General features: G+C 62.1%; 21 protein-coding genes. 12 read left to right on the top strand and 9 right to left on the bottom strand.

Annotated elements, in window-relative coordinates:
* Entirely contained in the window at positions 1 to 951 is a 951-nt protein-coding gene (locus WBN73_RS19645; protein ID WP_207596471.1) for an SDR family NAD(P)-dependent oxidoreductase, read from the bottom strand.
* 139 nt (positions 952 to 1,090) lie between these two features.
* Between WBN73_RS19645 and WBN73_RS19640 the strand changes: the two genes are divergently transcribed.
* The 3 genes from WBN73_RS19640 to WBN73_RS19630 all read left to right on the top strand — a co-directional run bounded on the left by WBN73_RS19640 (position 1,091) and on the right by WBN73_RS19630 (position 2,650).
* On the top strand, positions 1,091 to 1,549 hold the full coding sequence (locus tag WBN73_RS19640; RefSeq protein ID WP_207596470.1) for a MarR family winged helix-turn-helix transcriptional regulator: 459 nt from the start codon (positions 1,091 to 1,093) through the stop codon (positions 1,547 to 1,549).
* A gap of 101 nt (positions 1,550 to 1,650) precedes the next feature.
* Positions 1,651 to 1,878: a hypothetical protein gene (locus WBN73_RS19635; protein WP_207596468.1), complete on the top strand. Its 228-nt coding sequence runs from the start codon at positions 1,651 to 1,653 to the stop codon at positions 1,876 to 1,878.
* Between the two features lie 40 nt (positions 1,879 to 1,918).
* Positions 1,919 to 2,650, top strand: a complete 732-nt coding sequence (locus WBN73_RS19630; protein WP_207596466.1) for a DUF72 domain-containing protein — start codon at positions 1,919 to 1,921, stop codon at positions 2,648 to 2,650.
* A gap of 5 nt (positions 2,651 to 2,655) precedes the next feature.
* Here WBN73_RS19630 and WBN73_RS19625 read toward each other — a convergent pair whose 3' ends face one another.
* The gene (locus tag WBN73_RS19625) at positions 2,656 to 3,117 is read right to left on the bottom strand and encodes a GatB/YqeY domain-containing protein (protein ID WP_207596464.1); all 462 of its coding nucleotides are present in this window, start codon (positions 3,115 to 3,117) and stop codon (positions 2,656 to 2,658) included.
* Positions 3,118 to 3,206: 89 nt separating this feature from the next.
* Here WBN73_RS19625 and WBN73_RS19620 point away from each other — a divergent pair, with 89 nt between their 5' ends.
* A complete protein-coding gene (locus WBN73_RS19620) occupies positions 3,207 to 3,935 on the top strand; it encodes a 3-keto-5-aminohexanoate cleavage protein (protein ID WP_207596462.1) in 729 nt (242 codons plus the stop codon).
* A 55-nt stretch (positions 3,936 to 3,990) separates the two neighbouring features.
* Here WBN73_RS19620 and WBN73_RS19615 read toward each other — a convergent pair whose 3' ends face one another.
* Entirely contained in the window at positions 3,991 to 5,286 is a 1,296-nt protein-coding gene (locus tag WBN73_RS19615) for an NAD(P)/FAD-dependent oxidoreductase (RefSeq protein ID WP_207596460.1), read from the bottom strand.
* A gap of 124 nt (positions 5,287 to 5,410) precedes the next feature.
* On the opposite strand from WBN73_RS19615, the gene WBN73_RS19610 reads away from it, so the two are divergent.
* The gene (locus WBN73_RS19610; RefSeq protein ID WP_207596458.1) at positions 5,411 to 6,196 is read left to right on the top strand and encodes a histidine phosphatase family protein; all 786 of its coding nucleotides are present in this window, start codon (positions 5,411 to 5,413) and stop codon (positions 6,194 to 6,196) included.
* Positions 6,180 to 7,094, top strand: coding sequence for an NAD(P)H-hydrate dehydratase (locus WBN73_RS19605; protein WP_207596455.1), 915 nt, complete (start codon positions 6,180 to 6,182; stop codon positions 7,092 to 7,094). Before WBN73_RS19610 ends, WBN73_RS19605 begins: the two co-directional genes overlap by 17 nt.
* Positions 7,095 to 7,136: 42 nt before the next feature.
* Here WBN73_RS19605 and WBN73_RS19600 read toward each other — a convergent pair whose 3' ends face one another.
* The 3 genes from WBN73_RS19600 to WBN73_RS19590 all read right to left on the bottom strand — a co-directional run bounded on the left by WBN73_RS19600 (position 7,137) and on the right by WBN73_RS19590 (position 11,221).
* Positions 7,137 to 8,795, bottom strand: a complete 1,659-nt coding sequence (locus tag WBN73_RS19600) for a RecQ family ATP-dependent DNA helicase (RefSeq protein ID WP_337341087.1) — start codon at positions 8,793 to 8,795, stop codon at positions 7,137 to 7,139.
* Positions 8,796 to 8,926: 131 nt separating this feature from the next.
* The gene (locus WBN73_RS19595) at positions 8,927 to 9,535 is read right to left on the bottom strand and encodes a dihydrofolate reductase family protein (RefSeq protein ID WP_337341086.1); all 609 of its coding nucleotides are present in this window, start codon (positions 9,533 to 9,535) and stop codon (positions 8,927 to 8,929) included.
* Between the two features lie 126 nt (positions 9,536 to 9,661).
* The gene (locus WBN73_RS19590) at positions 9,662 to 11,221 is read right to left on the bottom strand and encodes a glycoside hydrolase family 32 protein (RefSeq protein ID WP_337341085.1); all 1,560 of its coding nucleotides are present in this window, start codon (positions 11,219 to 11,221) and stop codon (positions 9,662 to 9,664) included.
* A 337-nt stretch (positions 11,222 to 11,558) separates the two neighbouring features.
* Here WBN73_RS19590 and WBN73_RS19585 point away from each other — a divergent pair, with 337 nt between their 5' ends.
* The 6 genes from WBN73_RS19585 (at position 11,559) to WBN73_RS19560 (ending at position 18,105) form a co-directional block, all read left to right on the top strand.
* Positions 11,559 to 12,995: a GH32 C-terminal domain-containing protein gene (locus tag WBN73_RS19585; RefSeq protein WP_337341084.1), complete on the top strand. Its 1,437-nt coding sequence runs from the start codon at positions 11,559 to 11,561 to the stop codon at positions 12,993 to 12,995.
* A gap of 44 nt (positions 12,996 to 13,039) precedes the next feature.
* Entirely contained in the window at positions 13,040 to 14,377 is a 1,338-nt protein-coding gene (locus WBN73_RS19580) for an ABC transporter substrate-binding protein (protein WP_207596447.1), read from the top strand.
* Positions 14,378 to 14,423: 46 nt separating this feature from the next.
* The gene (locus WBN73_RS19575; protein WP_207596442.1) at positions 14,424 to 15,305 is read left to right on the top strand and encodes a carbohydrate ABC transporter permease; all 882 of its coding nucleotides are present in this window, start codon (positions 14,424 to 14,426) and stop codon (positions 15,303 to 15,305) included.
* Entirely contained in the window at positions 15,302 to 16,204 is a 903-nt protein-coding gene (locus WBN73_RS19570; RefSeq protein WP_207596440.1) for a carbohydrate ABC transporter permease, read from the top strand. The genes WBN73_RS19575 and WBN73_RS19570 overlap by 4 nt, the downstream gene beginning before the upstream one ends.
* Positions 16,205 to 16,242: 38 nt before the next feature.
* Positions 16,243 to 17,322, top strand: coding sequence for a LacI family DNA-binding transcriptional regulator (locus WBN73_RS19565; protein WP_207596439.1), 1,080 nt, complete (start codon positions 16,243 to 16,245; stop codon positions 17,320 to 17,322).
* 102 nt (positions 17,323 to 17,424) lie between these two features.
* Entirely contained in the window at positions 17,425 to 18,105 is a 681-nt protein-coding gene (locus WBN73_RS19560; RefSeq protein WP_242703615.1) for a DedA family protein, read from the top strand.
* Positions 18,106 to 18,149: 44 nt separating this feature from the next.
* On the opposite strand, the gene WBN73_RS19555 is transcribed toward WBN73_RS19560, so the two are convergent.
* Genes WBN73_RS19555 through pnuC form a run of 3 tightly spaced genes read right to left on the bottom strand, consistent with a single transcriptional unit; the run spans position 18,150 to position 20,672 of the window.
* Positions 18,150 to 18,920 carry an NUDIX hydrolase gene (locus WBN73_RS19555; protein ID WP_337341083.1) on the bottom strand — a complete coding sequence of 257 codons (771 nt, stop codon included), beginning with the start codon at positions 18,918 to 18,920 and terminating at the stop codon, positions 18,150 to 18,152.
* Positions 18,917 to 20,026: an AAA family ATPase gene (locus WBN73_RS19550; protein ID WP_337341082.1), complete on the bottom strand. Its 1,110-nt coding sequence runs from the start codon at positions 20,024 to 20,026 to the stop codon at positions 18,917 to 18,919. Before WBN73_RS19550 ends, WBN73_RS19555 begins: the two co-directional genes overlap by 4 nt.
* A 1-nt stretch (position 20,027) precedes the next feature.
* Entirely contained in the window at positions 20,028 to 20,672 is a 645-nt protein-coding gene (pnuC, locus tag WBN73_RS19545; protein WP_242703535.1) for a nicotinamide riboside transporter PnuC, read from the bottom strand.
* Positions 20,673 to 20,902 lie beyond the last annotated feature (230 nt).

Below are 20,902 nucleotides of genomic sequence, written 5' to 3'. Positions count from 1 at the left end.
TCAGCGGGCCTGCGCCGGTACGGCCGCCGGCTCGGGCCGGAGTTCCTCAGGCAGCGGCAGGAATTCCTCGCCGTAGCTCTGCAGCGCATCCGAACCAAACAGCGAAGCTGCATTCTCCTGCAGGGCCTCGTAGCTCCAGCCACCGTCGCGGTACTCGGTGGTGGCCGCCGCCGGGTGGGTCCAGACCTGGAGCCGGTCACCACCGGCACCGATTGCCTGGCCGGTAATCCCGGCGGCCGCGTCAGAGGCGAGGAAGGCAATCAGCCCGGCGACGTCGTCGGCCGTTCCGAAACCGAGGTCGTGGCGGAAGAACGCCGGCATGGCCTCGCCACGCTCGTCTGCTTCAACGGCCTTCTGGAAATACGGGACCGTTCTGGTCATCGCCGTCGCCGCCACCGGAATGACGGAGTTGACGGTCACGCCCGCCTTCTTCATCTCAAGCGCCCAGGTCCGGACCATGCCCACGATCCCGGCCTTGGCAGCGGCGTAGTTGGTCTGGCCGAAGTTACCGCGCTGGCCCGTGGGCGAACCGATGGTGATGATCCGCCCGGGAATGTTGTTTTCCTTGAAGTAGGCGAACGCCTCGCGGACGCAGGTGAAGGTTCCGCGCAGGTGGACGTTGATGACCAGATCGAAATCCTCATCCGTCATCTTCAACAGGCTCTTGTCCCGCAGGATCCCGGCGTTGGTGACCAGGATGTCCAGCCGGCCAAATGCTTCAACAGCACCCGCCACCAACGCCTTCGCAGCATCAGTGCTGCCCACCGGAACCACCACGGCGGCGGCCCGGCCACCGTCGGCCTCAATGTGCGCGACAGCCTCCGCAGCGGTTTCAGCGTTCACGTCATTAATAACGACGGCGGCACCCTGGCGGGCGAGCTCCCTCGCATAAGCGAGTCCAAGACCCTGTCCACTTCCAGTAACGATTGCAACCTTGCCGTTCAAGCTCATGGCGTGCTCCTTCGCATGCAGTAACCGGCCGGAGCCGGTGAGGCCGATCCCACTGCGTCGTGAGATCCTTGTCATGATCAATGAGAATACGGATCATTGAAAAAGTCAACGATTGTTTTTCATTACTATTGGAGTTGTCATGGGCCCGCAAAGCACCGAAGTGGAAACCCCGCGCTTGGCCGCAGCAAAAATCGGCAGCGATGTGGGCCTGTTGCTGGCCAAACTGCATGCCACGGGTTCACTGCTGAACAACAAGGCCCTGGCAGATTACGGACTCAGGGAGCGGTCCTTCTCCGTGCTGACTCTTGCGTGCAGCGGGCTGGAACCTACGCAGCGGGAGCTCGCCGATTTCCTCAGCCTGGACCCCAGCCAGGTGGTCAGCCTTGTGGACGACCTGGAACACCGCGGCTTGGTCAAGAGGGCTCAGGGCAAACAGGACCGCCGGGCGAAGATCATCGTCTCCACAGCCGAGGGCCGGCGGATCCACAACAAGGCGAGGGCTGCCCTTGAAGTGTGCGAAGAGACCCAGCTTGCGGGACTCAGCGAGGACGAGAATGCCCAATTGAGGACCCTGCTGAAGAAGGCTCTCTGGGGCTAGGTGCCTGCCCCGGCCCGGATGGACATTTGCACAGCCGTGCCGTGACGGCGTATGCACCTGTCCATACCGGCCCAGGGCCGCTTCTGTCAGGATCGGGAAGTATGAACCTCCCACTCTTCCACGATCCCCTGCAGGGAGCCGTCACTGTCGACGCGCCCTCGCGCGATCCGCAGCTTCACCGCCCAGCCCGCACGTCCCGACGGCCTGCACACCCGGCAACGCGCAGCAGCAAACCCGGTTCCAATCCAACGCCCAGCGCCCGGCAGCGCGAAGTAGCCAAGGTGGCCGAAGATCTCCAGGCCCTGATGGCCCGGAGCGGCAAGCTGTAACACCCGGGTTGGGGAGGTCCAGCGCGGGTACATTCACACCATGGGCATCCACATCGGCACCTCGGGCTGGAGCTACGACCACTGGGAAAATGTGCTCTATCCGCCGGGGCTTCCGGCTTCAAAGCGCCTGGCCCAGTACATGGCCAGGTTCACCACAGTGGAGCTCAACGCGAGCTTTTATCGCTGGCCCCGGGACACCTCGTTTGCGAGTTGGCGAAACCGCCTGCCTCCGGGCTTTGCCATGTCCGTCAAAGCGCCACGGGGACTCACACACGCCAAGAAGCTGTACAGCCCGGAGGTGTGGGTGGAACGGATCATTCGCTGCTGGCACGAGCTCGGCGACAAACGGGCCGTCCTGTTGGTCCAGCTCCCACCCGGTTTTGCCCGCGACGACGCCCGGCTGGACTACTTCCTGGCCGCCCTGCCCCACTGGATCCGAGTTGCCGTCGAGTTCCGCCACGACAGCTGGGACCACCCCGACGTCTATTCACTGCTGGAGCGCCACGGGGCCGCATACTGCATCATGAGTGGCGCCAATCTGCCCTGCATCCTGCGCGCCACCGCGCCGTTTGTTTACGTTCGACTGCACGGCCCGGACCATGAGCACCTCTACGGCGGCTCATACTCCGATGACGATCTCCGCTGGTGGGCGGAACGGATTCGGGAGTGGGACGGTTCCGGCAAGGACGTGTACGTCTACTTCAACAACGACGGCGGTGGTAACGCCGTGCGAAACGCTGACACTTTGCGGTGGCTGCTGGGGGTCAACTGACCTCGCTACGCCAAGCGTCCGCGCACGATCTCGCTGACAGTCTTGCCGTCAAAACGTCCTGCAACCTTGGCGGTGACGGGCTTCATCACGGCTCCGATGGAACGCATGGAAAGCTCTTGGCCATCAGCCTTCAGCGCCTGGACGGCGTCGTCGACGATTGCTTCCACTTCTTCCCTGGTCAGGGCCTTTGGCAGGTAAGCCTCGATAATTTCAGCCTCCGCCACTTCGGCGGCTGCGCGCTCGGATTCGCCGGCCTCCGTGTAGATGCGGGCAGTGTCCCGGCGCTTGGCGGCTTCCTTTTGGAGCAGTGATGTCACCTGGGCGTCGTCCAACTCGACCGGCGTCTTCCCGGACTTCTCACGGGTAGTAATCTCACCCAGCACGTTGCGCACTGTGGTCAGCGCAACCTTGTTGCCCGCCTTCATGTGGTCAACCACGTCGGCTTTCAGGCGTTCTTTGAGGGTCATGATGTTGCTCCTTGATTCGGGATTCCTTCTGCTATCTTCCCAGTTTGGCCGCTCAATAAGATCCCGCCCCACGGAGACAACCTCGTACCATGGGCGGTGTGATGCTACAGGCTTGCCTCAACGGGGCTCGGAACGTCTCGCTCCACCAACGGCTGGCGGCAGATCCCGCCATGATTGCCCAGGAAGCTGCGGCGGCCGTGGCTGCAGGCGCCCACAGCCTGCATGTCCATCCTAAGAATCCTCAGGGCGCGGACACCATGGAACCGCACTACGTCACCCAATGGCTGCGCGCAGTGCGTCATGCCTGTCCTGACGTACCTGTGGGCGTGACAACGGGTGCCTGGACTTCCCCCGACGCATCGTCGCGCGTGAAGATGGTGGAGTCATGGCGTGAGGCACCGGATTTTGCATCCGTAAATTGGCACGAGGACGGTGCCGAAGAAGTGGCCGGCGCCCTTCACGCCCGCGGTATTGGCATCGAGGCGGGAATCTGGCATGCGGACGCTGCCCGCCGATGGGCCTGCTCGCCATTCCGGGCTGAATGCCTGAGGGTGTTGATCGAGCTACAGGACATCCCGGCCGAGGCTGTGGAAGGCGAGGCCAAATGTCTCTTGGAACTGTTGCGGGAACCAGCGGTCCAGGTGCCGACCCTGCTCCACGGCGAGGAACGGTCCACCTGGGCTGCGCTGAAGCTGGCAGCCCGGTGGGGATTGGACACCAGAATCGGTCTCGAAGATACGCTCCTACTCCCCCATGGAGAGCGCGCTGAAGGCAATGCTGAGCTGATTGCTGCAGCCAAGAACTTGCTTGCCGCCTGAAGAAGAAGCGCGGCTGTTCAACCAGGGACCCCGCAAAACAGCTGCCGGTTCCTCGTCAGGACCCCTGGGAAACCTCCGGGCCCGGTGGATCCTGTTCCGTTGGTTCCTTCTCGATGGGCCCGCTGACAACAACTTGCGCGGGGCTATGCAGCAGATAGCCGTTGAGCCAGGAGAACAAGGCACGGATCTTTTGTTGGAGGCCGGACAACAATGCGAGGTGGACGAGGAGCCAGGATAAGAAGGCGAAAATCCCCTGCAGCTGGATTCGCTTGCGACCCAACTCTGCCACTGCGGCGCCACGACCCACCATCGCCATATAACCCTTATCCACATAGTGGAAGGGCGTCCGGATGCCCCCGCCGAGGTCCGCAAGGATGTTCTTGGCGGCCCATTTTCCTGCCTGTTGAGCCACGGACCCCAGTTGCGGAAGCTTCGCACCGGTGGAGTCGGTGATGTTGGCGCAATCCCCAATGACGTATACGCCCTTCGCGTCCGGAGCCGTCAGGTCAGTGTTGACGTCAATGCGCCCCCCTCTCCCCTGCGTCAGCCCGGACCCGGCAATGAGATCGCCCGCTTTCAGGCCTCCGGCCCACACCACGATCTGTCCCGGCACGGAGCTGCCGTCTGCCAGGATCACTCCGTCCGGCCGGACCTCGGTGACGCCCACTCCCATATGAAGGTGAACGCCCACCTTCTTCAAATGATCAGTGGCATAGCTCTGGGATTTCTTGGAGAACATGTTCAGGACACTGGGAACCATGTCCACCAAATGCACCCGGCATCGTGCTGCGAGCTCCGGCGAGAAATACTTGCTCACCACATATTTGACGTTTTCCGCCATCGCTCCGGCGGTCTCCACGCCGGTGGGCCCGCCTCCCACCACCACTACGTCGACGGAACCGTCGGGGTTTCTGTCGGCTTGGTCCAGCAGCCGGGTAAGGCCAGTGCCCAGCCTGGTGGCGTCTGTGACGGAATACAGCGGGAACGCCAACTCCTCTGCGCCAGGGGTATTAAAAAAGTTCGGAACGGCGCCGACTGCAATAACGAGGATCTTCGCGCGCAGGGTCTGTCCGTCTTCCGTGCTGACGGACCGCTGTGCTGCATCCACGGACTCGACCTTCGCCGTGAGGACCTTAACCGACTTGAAGCGTCGGAACACGGACCGGAGTGGCCGCGCAATTGCCGAGACTCCGATCTGGGATGTAGCTACCTGATAAAGGAGTGGCTGGAATTGGTGGTAGTTGTTCGAGTCGATCAGCAAGACCTTGACGCCTTTGCGCCCGAGTTCCTTGGCTGCCGCTACGCCCGCGAATCCGGCACCCACAACGATGACTTGATATGAGTCCTCCATGCGAGCAACTTACTTCACTGAAGGTCCGGGCGACAGAGGTTCCCGGACGCCGTCGTGCGTTTATTCTCTGGACCCGTGGGTACGCACTGGGTAGTGTTCTGCATTCGGCAACACACGCGGAGGAGTGATCTTTGTGAACGAGGACGGACTGACGGACGCAGTCCAGGAGGCCGGTGCCGTGGAGTTGCTGCTGATCCGGCACGGTGAAAGCGAAGGAAACGTGGCCGCGACGGAGGCACGCTTGGCTGGAGCGGAGGTTATCCAGGTTCCTGCCAGGGATCCCGACGTGAACTTATCCGGCACGGGCCGGGAGCAGGCGAAAGCACTGGGAACGGCGCTCGCCCGGATGGCCGAAGAGCTCCGGCCCGATGCTGTGGTTTCCTCCCCCTATGCCCGTGCCAGACAGACAGCGGAAATCGCTGTGGAGACCGCCGGCTGGCCTGTCAAGGTACTCACCGATGAACGCCTCAGGGACCGGGAACTGGGTATTTTGGACCGGCTGACGCGCTTGGGCGTCGAGACGAGGTACCCCGACGAAGCCGAGCGGCGGCTTTGGCTGGGCAAGCTGTACTACCGCCCGCCCGGCGGGGAGTCGTGGGCTGACGTCGCACTCCGCCTGCGTTCGATCCTGGATGAGCTCAACACCCTGGGAACAGGGCACCGCGTGATGCTGGTCTGCCACGATGCCGTCATCCTGCTGGTCCGTTACGTCCTGGAAGGGATGTCCGAGGACGAAATCCTGGACCTGGCCGCGACCACGTCGGTGCTGAATGCGTCGATCACCCGTTACGTACGTCCCACCGGCTCAGGCCCGTGGGAACTGGAGAGCTTCAATGTGGCTGACCATCTGGCCGAGCAGGGAGTGGCAGTGACAGAACATGCAGGAGACGCCAGTGTCCACCCGCAGTGAATCCAGTGCCGCCATCCTGGTGACGCCCTCGCTGCTGCGTGACTGGCCGTTGCCGGCACCGGGCGAGGACAAGTACTCGCGGGGAGCAGTGCTGGTGATCGGAGGGGCCCGGACTACGCCCGGCGCGGCGCTGCTGGCCGGCACTGCGGCGCTCCGTGCCGGGGCCGGGAAAATCACCCTGGCAGTCGCCGAGTCCGCTGCGGTGCAGATTGGCGTGGCCTTGCCTGAATGCGGATCTGTTGGCCTGCCCGAAAACCCCAACGGCTCAGTGACCGGAGAAGGCTTGGAGCGCATCGCCGGCGACCTGGAGAAGGCGGACGCCCTCCTCATTGGGCCCGGCCTGGACGACCTCGACCTCGCTGAGGCACTGCTGCGGGCGTTACTGGAGCAGGAACAGTCCGACGACGGCGGCGGCACCGCGGGAGGTCCCGCCGTCGTTCTTGATGCTTTTGCCCTGGGAGTGCTGGGCAGGATCGAGGAGGAGCTCGAACCGTGGCGGGGAAGGCTGATCCTGACGCCCAATCCGACGGAGACCGGGATATTGCTGGGCCGGGACGTGGAAGACCTCGAACGCGATGTTGCCGCTGTGGCAGACCGGTTTGATGCAGTGGTGAGCTGCCAGGGCATTATTGCCGGGCCGTCGGGCGCAGGTGGGAAGTTATGGAAGATCACCACCGGGTACGGCGGACTGGGGACGTCCGGCAGCGGTGACGTTCTCGCTGGCGCCGTAGCCGGTTTGCGGGCACGGGGAACCAGTGATGCGCAGGCCGCCTGTTGGGGAACCCACCTTCACGCAGCGGCGGCTGACCGTTTGGCCAGCAAGCTCGGCCCGTTGGGTTTCCTGGCACGCGAGCTGGCCGACGAACTGCCGGCCCTGATGCTGGAGCTGAACACCTGAGCTCCAGCCCTGCGGCAGCCGGCCGGCGGCTGCCGCAGGCACCTAGGCAGGCTTCAACAATTCATGCTCGACGACGGCGGAACGGGACAGGGTTTTATAGCCCTCCTGCTCGAAGAGGACAGTGATGACGTCATCCTCGTGGCGCATCACCAAGCCCTGCCCCCATTCCTTATGCGCCACCGTGGATTGCAAAGGAAACGTCTCCTCCGCGTCGGAGACGGGCGCCCGGTCCAGCCTGCCGTCGTCGTGCCCGTCAGCGCACGAGTCGCAGTTGCCGCAAGGCTCCGGCAGGTCCTCACCGAAGTAGCCCAACAGGAACTGGCGGCGGCAACTGTCCGTCTCCGCGTAGGCGCGCATCATGGTGAGCCGCGACTGTTCCACTCGTTGCCGGGCCTCAGCACGTTCGACGGCGCGGCCCACCAGGGTGGACAGCCTGGCTTTCGATTCAAGCCGCGTTCCACGCTTCCCCGTGCTGACGGCATCCACTTCTTCCAACTGGTTCACCAGTGCGGTGATCCGCCGCGCGGGGAAGCCCGTGAGTTCCACCAATGCGGTCTTCGGGGCAGGAGCGCCGGCATTCTTGATGACTTTCAGCACCGCTGTGAGTGCATCGGGGTCCGGGGAATGGGTGCTGAAGAACTTACGCAGCCCCAGGTCCTCCGCCCGGTAATGCAGGATCGCCTCGGCGGGCGCGCCATCCCGGCCGGCCCGGCCAACCTCCTGGTAGTACGAGTCCAATGACGCCGGAATGTCGGCATGCACCACAAACCGCACATTGGGCTTGTCGATGCCCATGCCGAACGCCGTCGTGGCCACTACTACATCCACTTGATCATCCATGAACGACTCGTGGATGGTCTCACGGTCAGTATCCGATCTGCCCGCGTGATACGCCTCCGCACGAAGTCCGGCATCTGTCAGTTTGGCTGCATACTTTTCGCTGTCCTTGCGGGTGGCAACGTACAGCAATCCCATCCCTTTCGCCGCGGCCAGGGAGGCAACGTGGTCCAGCACGGCTTCCCGCTTGGCTTTGTCTTCCTGGTGCCGGACCACTGTGAGGCTGATGTTTGGCCGGTCGAAGCCGCGGATCAGGACCAAGGGGGCCTTCATTCCCAGCCGTTCCACGATTTCGTCGCGCACCGGCGGGGAGGCGGTGGCAGTCAGCGCCACCACAGGTGGGTTGCCCAACTGTTCGCGGACGGTGCCCAAGTCGAGGTAATCGGGGCGGAAGTCATGGCCCCAGGAGGACACACAATGGGCCTCGTCCACCACGAACATGGTGATGTCCAGCGCGGCGATCCGTTCTACGGTCGCCTGCTTGGCCAGTTGCTCCGGAGCGAGAAACAAGAAGGTGGCCTTGCCGGATTCGGCCGCCTGCCAGGCGGCCTCCACTTCGGAATCGCTGCGGGAAGAGTTGATGGCGACGGCGGCATGGTGGCCCAGGTCCTCCGTGAGCCCGTCAAGCTGGTCCTCCTGCAGGGCAATGAGAGGCGACACCACGACGGCGGGCCGTCCAGTCTGCTGGTAAAGGTACTGTGCCGCCACTTGATAGGTTGCGGATTTGCCGTACCCGGTGGGCATGACAGCCAGGACATCACGGCCCTCAGCAAGGGCGCTCATACCTGCGAGTTGGCCATCACGCAGTTCAGGAAGGGAAAAAGAGGACGCCGCGAGGGCGCTCAGGGCAAGGTCAACAGACATTTCGTAGGGTGGCTCCGCATAGAGGTTCCTGCGGCCACTTGCATCAGCCGAGGTGTCCAGCCTAGCGGAGGCGGGGACCGGACGTCGTCCGCTGCTTGACCCGCTGTGGATAACGCCCTGTTGCCTTGTCCCTATCGGCGGGCCCGGTAGACCAGGTGGGTCACCCGGGTGCCCGGCACAATTACGGGCTCATTAAACAGGAGGTCGCCATCCACTGCTCCAAACCACGGGATACCACTTCCGAGCAGCACCGGCACCAGGTCCACACGGAGCTCATCCACCACGCCGCGCCCTAGACACTGCTGCACGACGTCTGCCCCGGCAACTCCGATTTCTCCGCCGGCGGCGTGAACGGCGGCCCGCTCCAGCGCCGTTTCCAGGTCCCCGGCAAACTCGAAGGGCACGGGCTGGCCGTCCCGTCTGGTGGGCGGCCAATCCACTGGGGGTTCGCGGTGCGTCAACACCACGGTGGGCGATTCATTGGGCGGATGGCCTCCCCACCCCTTGGTGATGTCGAACAGCCTTCGGCCTGAGATGAACGCCCCCTCACGCGGAAGTGAGTTCCAGTACGCAGCATCGGCTTCACTCAGGTGGAACGGAACGGGATGTCCCGGCATCCAGGTCTCAACGTCCCCGGCCTCGTACCAATCGAACAAGGGCCCCACGGTGTCATCCACGCGGGCGATGAAGCCGTCCAGGGACATCGAAAACTGGGCCGAGACCCGGCAATTCCTATACATGACATCAGTGTCGTGGGTGCCTGCGGGTTGTCAAGGCTGAGACCATCCACCGGACCGGAAGAACGACGGCGACGCTGCCGCCCGCTTTAGTGTCGCCGTCGTTCTTTCCAACCTTGGAGCGCAGCCTTAGATGGGGGTCCCGAACTCGCGGATGGTGATTCCGGTGAAGTTTGCCGGACCGCCGTCAGCATAGAGGGAGATCCCCGTGTCCCCGACCGCGAAATGCACCTGCTGCGAAATCACCGAGTGCCCGGAATTCACAAAAACCTCAACACTTTGGGTGTCGACAAAGATACGCAGGTGGACGGATCTGGCATTGGCGTCAATTGGCGCCGCGGCGCGGGTGTACGGTGCCAGCGCATAGCCGCTTTGGTCCGATGGTGCGCGATCGACGTACAGTTCGTCGCCGTATTTGCCGATGTTCGTATGACGGCTGCCATTCGACGAGCGGCCCACCGACACTCCAACGTTCGCGGCGGTGTCCCAAGAGATATCGAGCTCCACCTCATACGCGCGCCCGCTCCACGGCAGTATGAAACTGCCGTTGACCGTGCGGTCCGGCAGTGTGGTGCTGGACGTGGCATAGTTCGAAAGCGCCGGAACGGGCGTGCTGAGCAAGGTGTACCAGCCACCCGGTTGGCGCTCAAGCCTGAGCTCGCGCGTGATGGAATTTTGTCCGTTGTAACCATCGGATGCGTCTGTGGGTACGTCGCGGGCTGCGTATTTCCAATTGTTCATCCATGCGGTGGCAAGTCGCTTCGTCTCAGGTGCTTCCACGGCCGGCCAGGTTACGGCGGCGTACCAGTCCCATCCCCAGTCAAGCCACTGCGGTGTGAGGTTGTCCGCGATGAACGCTGTGCCGTTCCATGAACCTGTCCAGTAGGCAAAAGTCATCGGCAATCCAATGCTGTAGGCGTCCATGCTCGCGCCGAACACCCAATGCCGGGTTCCGTCTCCGGCGGTCATCTCGAACAGATCCGGGCATTCGATGCCACCAAGGGCGTGGTTGGGGAAGTCGAAGTTGGACTTCCATTGCCAATCACGCAGGTTGGGAGAGGTGTAGAAGGCAGCGTAGCGGGCCCTGCCGATGACACAGACCCATTCGTTGCGCGTCGCGTCCCAATGGATCTTGGGGTCGCGGAACCATTCTGCGTTCTCCACCTCGGCGGGGGTGGTGGCCGTCCGTCCATCAGTGTTCACAATGACCGCGTCAGGCAATGCGGTAAAGGTGAAGCCGCCATCCGTAGACCAGTAAAGGTACTGTTCCTGGAATTTGCGGATGCCGTCCGTGGGCTGGGTGGCGAGCGCGACAACTGCGCCGGCACCGAAGCCGGCGGTGTTGGCGGTGTCCACTACGGCCGATCCCGACCAGACGGGGAAGTCCGGCTGCAGTGGCATCACCACTCCATGGTGGGTGTACGACACTCCGTCGGAGGTGGTGGCATGGTCCCATCCGCCCGGTCCGTTGTTCTGGCCTGAGTGAAGGTAGTAGAGCTGGTAGGCGCCGTTGGTATGAACGGGACGTTGCGGATCACACAGCCAGCCCGTGGGCGGCGTCATGTGGTAAATCGCCCGGAGGGATGTCTGGGCGTGGGCTGCCACGGGGACGGCGCTGCTCATGAACAGTGCCAGCGCACCAACTCCTGCACCTTGCAGGGCAGTGCGGCGAGAGATGTCATACGTCATTGATGTGTTTCCTCTCAGTGCTTGGCGGGCGCGACGGCCTGCCAAACGTCATGGTGATGAACGTGCGCGGCCGTCGGGAAAGTCCCGGGCAGCCTGGTACTGCGCGTGAGATGGAGAGCTGGATTGGTACTCATGGCCGGGTTCGGACGGCTCAGCATCGAGCGGCCCGGTGAGTCATCGGCTACGCAGGACATTAGTGGCGGCCGCTTCGACGGTCAAGCGTTTTAGCACCACAATTTTGGTGGAAAACAAAAATTGCTAAAACGCTTGATCGACGGGAGTTTTCACGCTAGCTTACGAGTGATCAAACGCTTTAGCAGAATGGACATCAGCGCAGATGAAACGCCCAGTCTTCTTCCAACCCGCCGACGGATGGGTTGGGGACCTTATCCCCTACGAGAAGGACGGGGAGTTCTGGCTCTTCTACCTTCACGAAGACCGCTCAGACCCAAAACCCGGAACATCATGGAACCTCGTCACCACCAAGGACCTCACCCAGTTTGAGAACCATGGCGTCTCCCTGCACCATGGCAGCGAAAGCGACATGGACTTCAACGCCTACACCGGCAGCGTCGTGGCGGACGGGTCCGGTGTCCACCACCTCTTCTACACCGGACAAAACCCCCGGAACCTCGGGGCCGACGGCGCGCCCCTCCAGTTGGTCATGCACGCCACCAGTACCGATGGCATGCGGACCTGGCAAAAACATCCGGAACTGACTTTCGGCGCTCCGGACGGCTATGAGTCCGGAGACTGGCGCGATCCCTTCGTGTTGTGGGATGACGACAAGAAGCAGTGGAGGATGCTGCTGGCAGCCCGGCACTCCACCGGTCCGGAACGCCGCCGCGGCGTCATAGCCCAGTGTGTGTCCACTGACCTGATGGCCTGGCAGTACACCGATCCGTTCTGGGACCCGCGCCGGTACATCACCCACGAATGCCCGGATGTGTTCGTTTGGGGTGACTGGTGGTACATGGTGTACTCCGAGTTCTCGGAATCGTTCACCACCCGCTACCGCATGGCCAAGAGCCCCGACGGCCCGTGGACTGTGCCGCACCTGGACAGCATCGACGGCCGCGCCTTTTACGCCTCAAAGTCCGCAGAACGCGACGGTCGCCGGTTCTTCTTTGGCTGGATCGCCACCAAGGAAGGCAACACCGATCATGGGCCATGGCAGTGGGCCGGCACCATGTCGGTGCTGGAAGCCCGCCAAAACCCGGACGGAACCTTGGCATTCTCCTTCGCGGACGAGCTGGTAGAGAGCTTCTGGGATGACGTCCCGGTGTCCTTGGCCAGTGCGTTGCCTGCCCGGGTCGATGTGCCGGACGGGTACACGGCTTTGCTGTCCGATGAGGAGTTGCCGCAGCAATTTTACGCAAAGGTGGTCCTGGACATAGCTCCGAACACCACCGAGTGCGGGTTGCTGCTCCGCTCAAGCGCCGACGGCGACCGTTCCTACGTCCTCCGTCTGGAACCCAAGCGTGGCCGGCTCGTCTTCGACCGCTGGCCGCGCGCCATCACCGGAGATGCCCAGTGGCACGTCTCCGGTGACGTGCCGTTCGACGTCGAACTTGAGCGGCCCTGTGACCTCACCCCCGGCGTGCACACGCTTGAGGTCATCGTCGACGGCGACACTTGCGTGGCCGTCGTCGACCGTCAAGTGGCGCTCAGCGCCAGGATGTACGACCTCACAACCGGCAGGATCGGCGTCTTTGCCGGCGAAGGAACCGTCACTGTCACCGAACTTGAGATACGACAGCGCATCGACAACTGAACATCCCACCCCAACCTCTGTTCCAATCAAGGGAGATTGCCGCAATGAAGAAACTACTCCGTGCTGCTGCCGTCGCAGCCGTCGCCGCGTTGGCCTTGACAGCCTGTGGCGGCGGAGGAGCTGCTACAGACCCCTCCAACGTCAGCCCCACCGGGGAGATCAAGCCCCGCGAAATCTCGTGGCTCCTCTCCAGGCCTGCCGATGGCGCCGTCATCAATATCATGAAGAAGCTCGCCGACGACTACGCCAAGGACCACCCGGGGTTTGCACTGAACCTCATCACCACCCCGGACCGGCCCTCCTACATCCAGAAGCTCGAAACCCTGGCTGCGGCCAACAAGCTCCCCGAGCTGTTTGACACGGACGCCACCCCATTCGCGCAGCAGCTGGCCAAGCAGGGCAAAATGGTGGAGGCCGACAAACTGCTGAAGTCGCTGGACCTCTACGACGACTACCGGCCCGGAGCCTTGGACTACCAGCGCTTCGATGACGGATCCCTCTACATGATCCCGTTCCAGTTCGAGCTGGAATTCATCTGGTACAACAAGGCCCTGCTCCAAAAAGCGGGCGTGGCTGTCCCTCAGTCCTTGGACGACATCCCAGCGATGTGCACGGCTTTGCGCAACGCAGGAATCACGCCGATCGCAATCGACGGGCAGGACCAGTGGCCGCTGGAACGCTATGTCGCCTACCAGCCGTTCCGGGCTGCCGGGCCCGACTTCGTCCAGAAACTCAAGAAGGGCGAAGCTGCGTTCAGCGATCCCGCGGGTCAGAAGACTGTTCAATGGATGGCCGAACTCGGCAAGGCCAAGTGCTTCCAGGAAGGATTCTCTGCGCAGGGCTACTCCGATGCCCAGAACCAGTTCACCTCCGGCCAAGCCGCGATGTACAACATCGGCACGTGGGAACTGCCCAGCCTCGCCACGGACAAACTCAACCCTGACGTCCGGGATGACGTCGACTTCTTCACCCTTCCCACGACACCGGGTTCCGTGACAGCGGCCAACGAGTTCGTTTCACCGTCCGGCATCGGCATGGCCGTGAACTCGAAGACGTACGATCCCCTGGTCAGCGATTTCCTGAAGTTCGCCCTGGAGAAGTACCCGGCTGAATACGCTGCCACCGGGGCGCTCTCCCCCACCACCACCGTGGAAACCACCGTCCCCGCGAACGCTACGCCGCTGTACAAAAAGGCCCTCGAAACGGCCAACGCCCTCGGGGAAAAGCAGGCCATGCCGTGGGACACCCAACTGGACCCCACCACCAACGGCCGTCTGCAGCAAGAGCTGGTCCTCCTGGTCCAGGGCAACATCACGCCCGAACAATTCACCAAGACCATGGACGACGCCATCAAGCAGAACGCGCCCAAGTTCTTCAAGTAAACCGAAACGGCGGGGGCCGGTAAGGCCCCCGCCCGAAAGGCCCACCATGCTTCCCAACAGGTCAAGGACCTCAGTCCTGGTTTTCCTGCTCCCACCACTGCTGCTCTACTGCGCAGCAGTCCTCTTCCCCATCCTTCAGTCCCTGTTCCTAAGCTTCTTCTCCTGGAATGGCATCAGTGACATGGAGTTCGTCGGGCTGGCCAACTACGTCCGAATGCTCACGGCTGACGACATCTTCTGGCGTTCCTTCTTCAACGCCCTGGTCTACCTGGCCATCTGCCTGGTCCTGCAGCTGGGCGGTGCCCTGGTTGTCGCCAGCCTGCTCACGTCCCTGCGCAGGGGGCGTGAACTGATCAAGACCCTGTACTTGCTGCCCGCCGTGATCTCCACGGTCGCCATTGCGTTCCTTTTTGTCCGTATCTACTCCATTGACCCTGTCGGCCTGCTGAACCAGCTGCTGCACTGGATAGGACTGGGTTCCTTGGAGCGTGCCTGGTTGTCCGACGTCACCACAGTGCTGGCCGCGGTCTCCGCCCCTGAAGGGTGGCGGTTCACCGGGCTGTACATGCTCATCATTTACGCGGCCTTGATCGCCGTACCCAAGGAACTCGAAGAAGCCGCGGTCCTGGACGGCGCATCGAAGTGGACGCTCTTCACCAAGATCCGCTTCCCTTACATCCGGCCCGTGTGGATTACCACCACCATCATGGCCACGACCTACGGCCTGCGCGGTTTTGATATCCCGTACCTCATGACCAACGGCGGCCCGGGACAATCCTCCGAGCTCCTCACCACCTACATGTACAAGACAGCCTTCACCAGCACGGATTTTGGCTACGCAAGTACCATCGCCGTCTTCATCGTGATCGAGTGCCTTGTCGCCGTCGGCCTCATCTTGTTCATGCTCAAGCGGAAGGCAGATTCATGATCACCCAGACAGCCCCGGCTCAGCCGACCCGCGCCAGGGTTCCTTCCCCCGTCCCCCAGCGCCGGCGTCGGAAGCCCAGCTTGTACCGGACACTCTCGAGGGTCCTGATCCTGCTCATCGTAATCGTCCAGGTGTACCCGCTCGCCTGGCTGTTCGTGACCAGCCTGCGGACCGAAAACGACTTTGCCAGCGGTGATCCGTTCGGGCTTCCCAGCTCGTTGACGTGGGAAAACTATGCCCGCGCCTTTGAAACCGGCGACCTGGGACGGAACATCCTGAACAGTTTCATCGTCACCATGGGCGCCAACATTCTGATTGTCCTGTTCGGCATGATGGCCGCTTACGCCATCCAGGTCCTTGGCTTCCGCCTCAGCAAGTTCGTCCGGGGCTTGTTCCTCATCGGCATCATTGTTCCCGTCCAAATCGCGCTGGTCCCGCTGTTCATCGACTACTCCGCCGTGAACCTGCTGGACACTTACCAGTCGATGATCATCCCACTGGCTGGCTTCGCCCTGCCGATGTCCATCTACCTTTTCTCGTCCTTCTTCGAGTACATTCCGCGCGAAACCTACGAGGCAGCATCCCTGGACGGGGCCGGACCGTACCGGATCTTCGGGCTGATCACGCTGCCGCTCTCCCTCAACACCGTGGTCACCGTGGTGCTGGTCAACAGCATCTTCATCTGGAATGACTTCATCTTCGCCAACACCTTTGTTCTCTCCGAGGACCTCAAGACCATCCCCCTGGGCTTGCAGAACTACATCGGCGCCATGGGCAAGGTGGACTGGACGGCCACCTTCGCCGCCGTCTGCGTGACCATCACACCGCTGCTGCTGGTCTTCCTGGTCCTCAACAAGGCCATGATCCAAGGCCTTGAGAGCGGAGCGAACAAGGGATGACCGCTATGCCCGACGGTTATACTCCTGATGGAGGACAGATGATTTCGCAGGAGAGAGAGTCAGGCAACGCGGCCACCCCCGCCGTTCCTGCCAGAACAGGCCGCGCCCATCCGGTGACCCTCCGCGAAGTGGCTGAACTGGCCGGGGTGTCCACTGCCACGGTCTCGCTGGTGATCAACAAGAAGAAGAACGCGCGGATCGCCGACGAAACCCGCCAACGCGTCACCGAAGCGATCACCCAATTGGGATACCGTCCCAACGCCATGGCCAAAACGTTGGTGAGTGGCACGTCCAAGTTCATCGGACTGGTTGCCGACGGCGTAGCCACCACACCGTTCGCCGGCCAAATCATTCACGGCGCTCAAGACGAAGCCTGGAAGCATGGTTATGCCCTGTTGATCGCGAATACCGAAGGCAACCAGGAGCTCGAAAAAGACGCGATCGCCATGATGCTGGAATACAAAGTACGCGGCATCCTGTACTCCACCTGGTTCCACCGCCCCACGGACATCCCCGAAACCCTGCGGGAATCGGACTTCGTCCTGGTCAACTGTTTTTCACCAGAAGCCGGAGCAGCCCGCGCTGTGGTCCCCGACGAGACCCAAGGCGGACAATCGGCAACCGAGATCCTGCTCCGCGGTGGCCACCGTCGCATCGCGTTCATCAACGCCACCACCCCTGCACCGGCCAGGGATGGCCGGCTCCAGGGATACAAAGACGCGCTCGATGCCGCCGGAATTCCCTTTGATCCGGCGTTGGTGCTGGAGGCCTACCCTGATCAGGAAGGCGGCTACGGGGCCACGGAAAGCCTGCTCACGCTTGGGGTGAGTGCCGTGTACTGCTACAACGACCGTATGGCCATGGGACTTTACGATGGGCTGCGGGAAAACGGGCTGTCCATCCCGGAGGACATTGCCGTGGTGGGTTTCGACAACCAGGAAGTCATCGCTGCCCACCTGCGCCCGCCGCTCTCCACAGTGTCACTGCCTCATTACGAACTGGGCGCAGCCGGCGTACGCATGCTCCTGGGCCTGGATGCTGCTCCCCTTGAGTCCGCTGTGAAGATCGCCTGTCCGCCGGTTGAGCGGGCGTCCGTAGCAGTGCATTCACCGGCTTAGCAATCCTGTACAAAGAACTGCTCATTGCCCACAGGCGCTCATGGGAATAGCGTTGAGGGTGGAAGCCCAGTGGTCCCCCATCACTGGGCTTCCCTTGTGAACCTGTCAGCTCTTGGGAAGGACATCGCTTTGATCGGCTCTCTGGAAACGGGTGGTTCCACCGACGAGCTGACCGGGATCGTCGGTGTCGCCGCTCAAGTAATCGAGGCCCTCGGCGAATGGGGTGTGGGCCTGCTGACCCTTCTGGAGACGGTATTCCCGCCGATTCCCAGCGAGGTCATCCTCCCCCTGGCAGGTTTCCTCACCCAGCAGGGCAGCATCAACCTGCTCCTGGTGTTCCTTACCAGCACTCTCGGCGCCTATGTGGGAGCGCTGCTGTTGTACTGGTTGGGGTACAAAGTAGGGCTTAAGCGCTCCATCCACTTGCTGTCGAAACTTCCACTGGTTGATCGGGAAGATTTCGAGAAAGCCGCCGATTGGTTCGAACGCCACGGTAAGTCCGCGATCTTCTTCGGCAGGCTTTTGCCCGGGGTGCGCAGTCTCATCTCCCTCCCGGCGGGCGCCGAACGCATGAACCTGATGACCTTCAGCATCTTCACCATCGCCGGCACCGGAGTATGGAACGCGCTGCTCATCGGCTTGGGCGCGTTGCTCGGCAAGCAATACCACTTGGTTGACCAGTACTCACGGTTCCTCAACTACGCCGTATACGCAGGGCTTGCCGCCTTCATTGCGTGGCTCGTTGTCCGGAGGGTAAAACGGGGAAAGGAAAGCGCCAAGTAGGCGCTTTCAGTCAGTAACCCGACCCCGTTGGCGTGCAAATCAGCTCACGATCGGCGTGGTTGGACGGGAGCCGTGGGGAAGCGTTTGAGCGGCGGATGGATGTGCCGGTCCGTGGCGGTGAACAGCGCGGCCGGGGCACCGCCGGTTGAACCGCGGGTCTTCCGGCCGGTGTCATTCAACTGAGGCATCATCTTGCGGGTGAAGTTACCAGCGGCCAGCGTTGTTTCCCACACGGCGTCATAGACGGTGCGAAGCTGAGTCAGCGTGAACTCCTCCGGCAGAAGTCGGGCAGCGACGGTGGTGTATTCCATTTTTCCTGCCAGCCGCGCCAAGCCGTCGTCCAGGATAACGGCGTGATCAAAGGCCAGCCCGTCGCTTCTGAGAATGTCATGGACGGCATACCAGCCAGCAGAGGCAGCATCGGACCCGGCGGCGATCATTGGCAGCGAGGTCCCGCTGGAAGCCAAGAGCGCCAGATGGGCCACCGAGACAACGCGCATCCGGGGATCCCGATCCGGACTCGTGTAGGTAGCCAGCTGCTCGATATGGACCGGCAGTCTTCCGAGGTCCAGACCTGTCTCTTCAGCGAGTTCGCGCTCTGCTGCTTTTCCGGCTGATTCCTCTGCGCCGACAAAGCCTCCTGGCAGGGCAAGCACATCCTTGAAAGGGTGCTCTCCCCGCCGGACCAAAGCGACTTTCAGCACCCCTCGGGCGACGGCAAAGACCACCAGGTCCACCGTCAGTGCTACGGAGGGATAGTCCCGGGGGTTGTAGCTTTCCAGAAATTTCCCGGCGGAATCCGTTTCGGGTGTCATGCCCCTACTCCTTCCAGAACGGTCCTGGTCGCCCAGGGCGGAGAAGTAAGGCTGCTCCGTTGGGCAAGGATCAGGTCAATAATCTCGACGGCGGTTTTCATGCGCCGTTCGTGGTCGCCCGTGACCAATATCCACGAGTGCCCTTCCTCAGTCAGGGTCTCTTTAAACCACTCAGTCATTTCTGCACGCCGGTGTTCGCCTTCACGCCACCCATCGTCTTCGAACTCCACACCCTCGTGATCGGTGACCAGGTACACATCACGCCGAGGCAGAACGTCGGCAGCGTGGTACGAACCGAAACTTCCTTCCCCCAAGTAGAACCGCTCCCAGAGCGTGGTCGCCAGTGCGTCGGTGTCTGCAATCACCAAGGGACAGGCGTCAGCTGCCGCATTTTCCATATCGGTCTGTCGCGCGCCAATCAGGCCGAAGTCCTGCGCTGTCCACACCATGTTCTGAAGTTCCGCGTCCGGGGTCCGGGCGCGCAGTTCGTCGAACTTCGTGTAGGTGTATTCGCGGCCAAATTCTGGGACTTCCGTGAGCCGGGGGAAGCGCGGCCGGTAATGCTCGGTCAGCGCCTTGGCCAGTGTGGTGGTGCCCGTGGACTCGGCGCCAACCACAATGATGCGCGTTGCCATCTCCTGGCGGGCGGGTGTGATGATGCAGGACCAGGCCGCCCCAAGGTCATCACGGCATACAGTGCCACTGATCGGGTAGGTGGTCCGGGCCAGGTCCACCAGGACGTGTTCAGCGTCAAAGGCCTCGGCCAATTGGATGCCGTATTCTTCCGAGCTGAACACGGCATCAATGGAGGTTACGCCGTGGGACTTCAGCGCCAGACGCATCAGCTCGGTCTGGGCCTTCCAGATTTCGTCCGAGTAGTAATCCTCAGGGCAGTCGTTGCGCATACCGATGACCTCCACGCCGCCGACGCCATCAAACTCTTCGGCAAGCCACGTGGCACGGTCTTCAACGCTGATGGACTCAAAGCGGGTGCCCAGTACCAGGACAGCGACCTTTTCGGCCTGCGCTGCGGCAGTGGTGATCAGGTGGGCGTGGCCTACGTGCGGCGGGTAGAACTTACCGATGACCAGGGCCTGCTTGTACATGTCATGCTCCTGTCTTGAGAGCTTCGGGGATAACCGGTGTTTCAGTGCTGCGGGCACGTTTCCAGTCGATCAGTCCGTAGATGCAGAGGGTCAGGAATCCGAGATAGAGGATCGCTGTCAGTGCCAGACCGCGGCTGAAGTAGAGCGGGATGGAGACCACATCGATGAGAATCCATACATACCAGTGTTGGAAGATCTTCTTGGCTTGCCCGTATGTTGCTACGAGTGAGGCGGTCAGCACGAAAGCGTCCGGCCAAGGAACCTGGGAATCGGTTCCGTGGGTAAGCACCAGCGCCACAGCTGCAGTACCGGCCACCGTGGCACCCACCCCAAGGAGGAGCTCCTTGCCGGCGGCATCGCGGATCCGCAGGTCATTCTTGTTCTCGGTATCGGCGTTTCCGCGCACCCAGTTGTACCAGCCATAAACGGCAACAGCCGCGAAGATCACTTGCAGAACGGTTTCGCCATAAAGGCCGGCTCCGAGAAACAGAACGATAAACGCAAGATTGTTCAGGATGCCGACTGGCCAGTTCCAAAGCTTCTGCCGGGCCACGCCATAAACACAGGCAGCACCGGTGACGAAGCCGATGACTTCGATCCAGCTCACAGGACTGCCGAAGAGGTTGGGGATTGCTGCGGAATTCATCCAGTCAAGCAGTGCCATCATCATCGTTCTTCCGTTCTTTATTATCAACCTAATAATAAATACCGTACCAGAGTTATCGTCACTCTGACAAGAACTCTTCCATGTGGTCGGGGAGGATGCTCTGGGTCCTGGCTTTGGGCTGTGATGAGTCTGGAGGTTTTCCTGAGGAACTGTTGCGGGTTTGCAGGATTAGTTCTTGATCCAGCCCCGGCACAGTAGTTCTTGTCAGC

Origin of the sequence: Paenarthrobacter sp. CCNWLY172, from assembly GCF_037402035.1 — a bacterium.
Classification (GTDB): Bacteria; Actinomycetota; Actinomycetes; order Actinomycetales; family Micrococcaceae; genus Arthrobacter.
Note: the sequence above shows the minus strand (reverse complement) of the source record. Positions and strands in the feature narration are given on the sequence as shown.

What these genes read in the sequence shown, in the direction of transcription:
- pnuC (WP_242703535.1), bottom strand. Translation starts at nt 20,672, where the DNA reads ATGAATTCCGCAGCAATCCCCAACCTCTTCGGCAGTCCTGTGAGCTGG.
- WBN73_RS19565 (WP_207596439.1), top strand. Translation starts at nt 16,243, where the DNA reads ATGATTTCGCAGGAGAGAGAGTCAGGCAACGCGGCCACCCCCGCCGTT.
- WBN73_RS19630 (WP_207596466.1), top strand. Translation starts at nt 1,919, where the DNA reads ATGGGCATCCACATCGGCACCTCGGGCTGGAGCTACGACCACTGGGAA.
- WBN73_RS19625 (WP_207596464.1), bottom strand. Translation starts at nt 3,117, where the DNA reads ATGACCCTCAAAGAACGCCTGAAAGCCGACGTGGTTGACCACATGAAG.
- WBN73_RS19615 (WP_207596460.1), bottom strand. Translation starts at nt 5,286, where the DNA reads ATGGAGGACTCATATCAAGTCATCGTTGTGGGTGCCGGATTCGCGGGC.
- WBN73_RS19635 (WP_207596468.1), top strand. Translation starts at nt 1,651, where the DNA reads ATGAACCTCCCACTCTTCCACGATCCCCTGCAGGGAGCCGTCACTGTC.
- WBN73_RS19575 (WP_207596442.1), top strand. Translation starts at nt 14,424, where the DNA reads ATGCTTCCCAACAGGTCAAGGACCTCAGTCCTGGTTTTCCTGCTCCCA.
- WBN73_RS19570 (WP_207596440.1), top strand. Translation starts at nt 15,302, where the DNA reads ATGATCACCCAGACAGCCCCGGCTCAGCCGACCCGCGCCAGGGTTCCT.
- WBN73_RS19640 (WP_207596470.1), top strand. Translation starts at nt 1,091, where the DNA reads ATGGGCCCGCAAAGCACCGAAGTGGAAACCCCGCGCTTGGCCGCAGCA.
- WBN73_RS19620 (WP_207596462.1), top strand. Translation starts at nt 3,207, where the DNA reads ATGGGCGGTGTGATGCTACAGGCTTGCCTCAACGGGGCTCGGAACGTC.
- WBN73_RS19595 (WP_337341086.1), bottom strand. Translation starts at nt 9,535, where the DNA reads ATGTATAGGAATTGCCGGGTCTCGGCCCAGTTTTCGATGTCCCTGGAC.
- WBN73_RS19645 (WP_207596471.1), bottom strand. Translation starts at nt 951, where the DNA reads ATGAGCTTGAACGGCAAGGTTGCAATCGTTACTGGAAGTGGACAGGGT.
- WBN73_RS19555 (WP_337341083.1), bottom strand. Translation starts at nt 18,920, where the DNA reads ATGACACCCGAAACGGATTCCGCCGGGAAATTTCTGGAAAGCTACAAC.
- WBN73_RS19550 (WP_337341082.1), bottom strand. Translation starts at nt 20,026, where the DNA reads ATGTACAAGCAGGCCCTGGTCATCGGTAAGTTCTACCCGCCGCACGTA.
- WBN73_RS19585 (WP_337341084.1), top strand. Translation starts at nt 11,559, where the DNA reads ATGAAACGCCCAGTCTTCTTCCAACCCGCCGACGGATGGGTTGGGGAC.
- WBN73_RS19590 (WP_337341085.1), bottom strand. Translation starts at nt 11,221, where the DNA reads ATGACGTATGACATCTCTCGCCGCACTGCCCTGCAAGGTGCAGGAGTT.
- WBN73_RS19600 (WP_337341087.1), bottom strand. Translation starts at nt 8,795, where the DNA reads ATGTCTGTTGACCTTGCCCTGAGCGCCCTCGCGGCGTCCTCTTTTTCC.
- WBN73_RS19580 (WP_207596447.1), top strand. Translation starts at nt 13,040, where the DNA reads ATGAAGAAACTACTCCGTGCTGCTGCCGTCGCAGCCGTCGCCGCGTTG.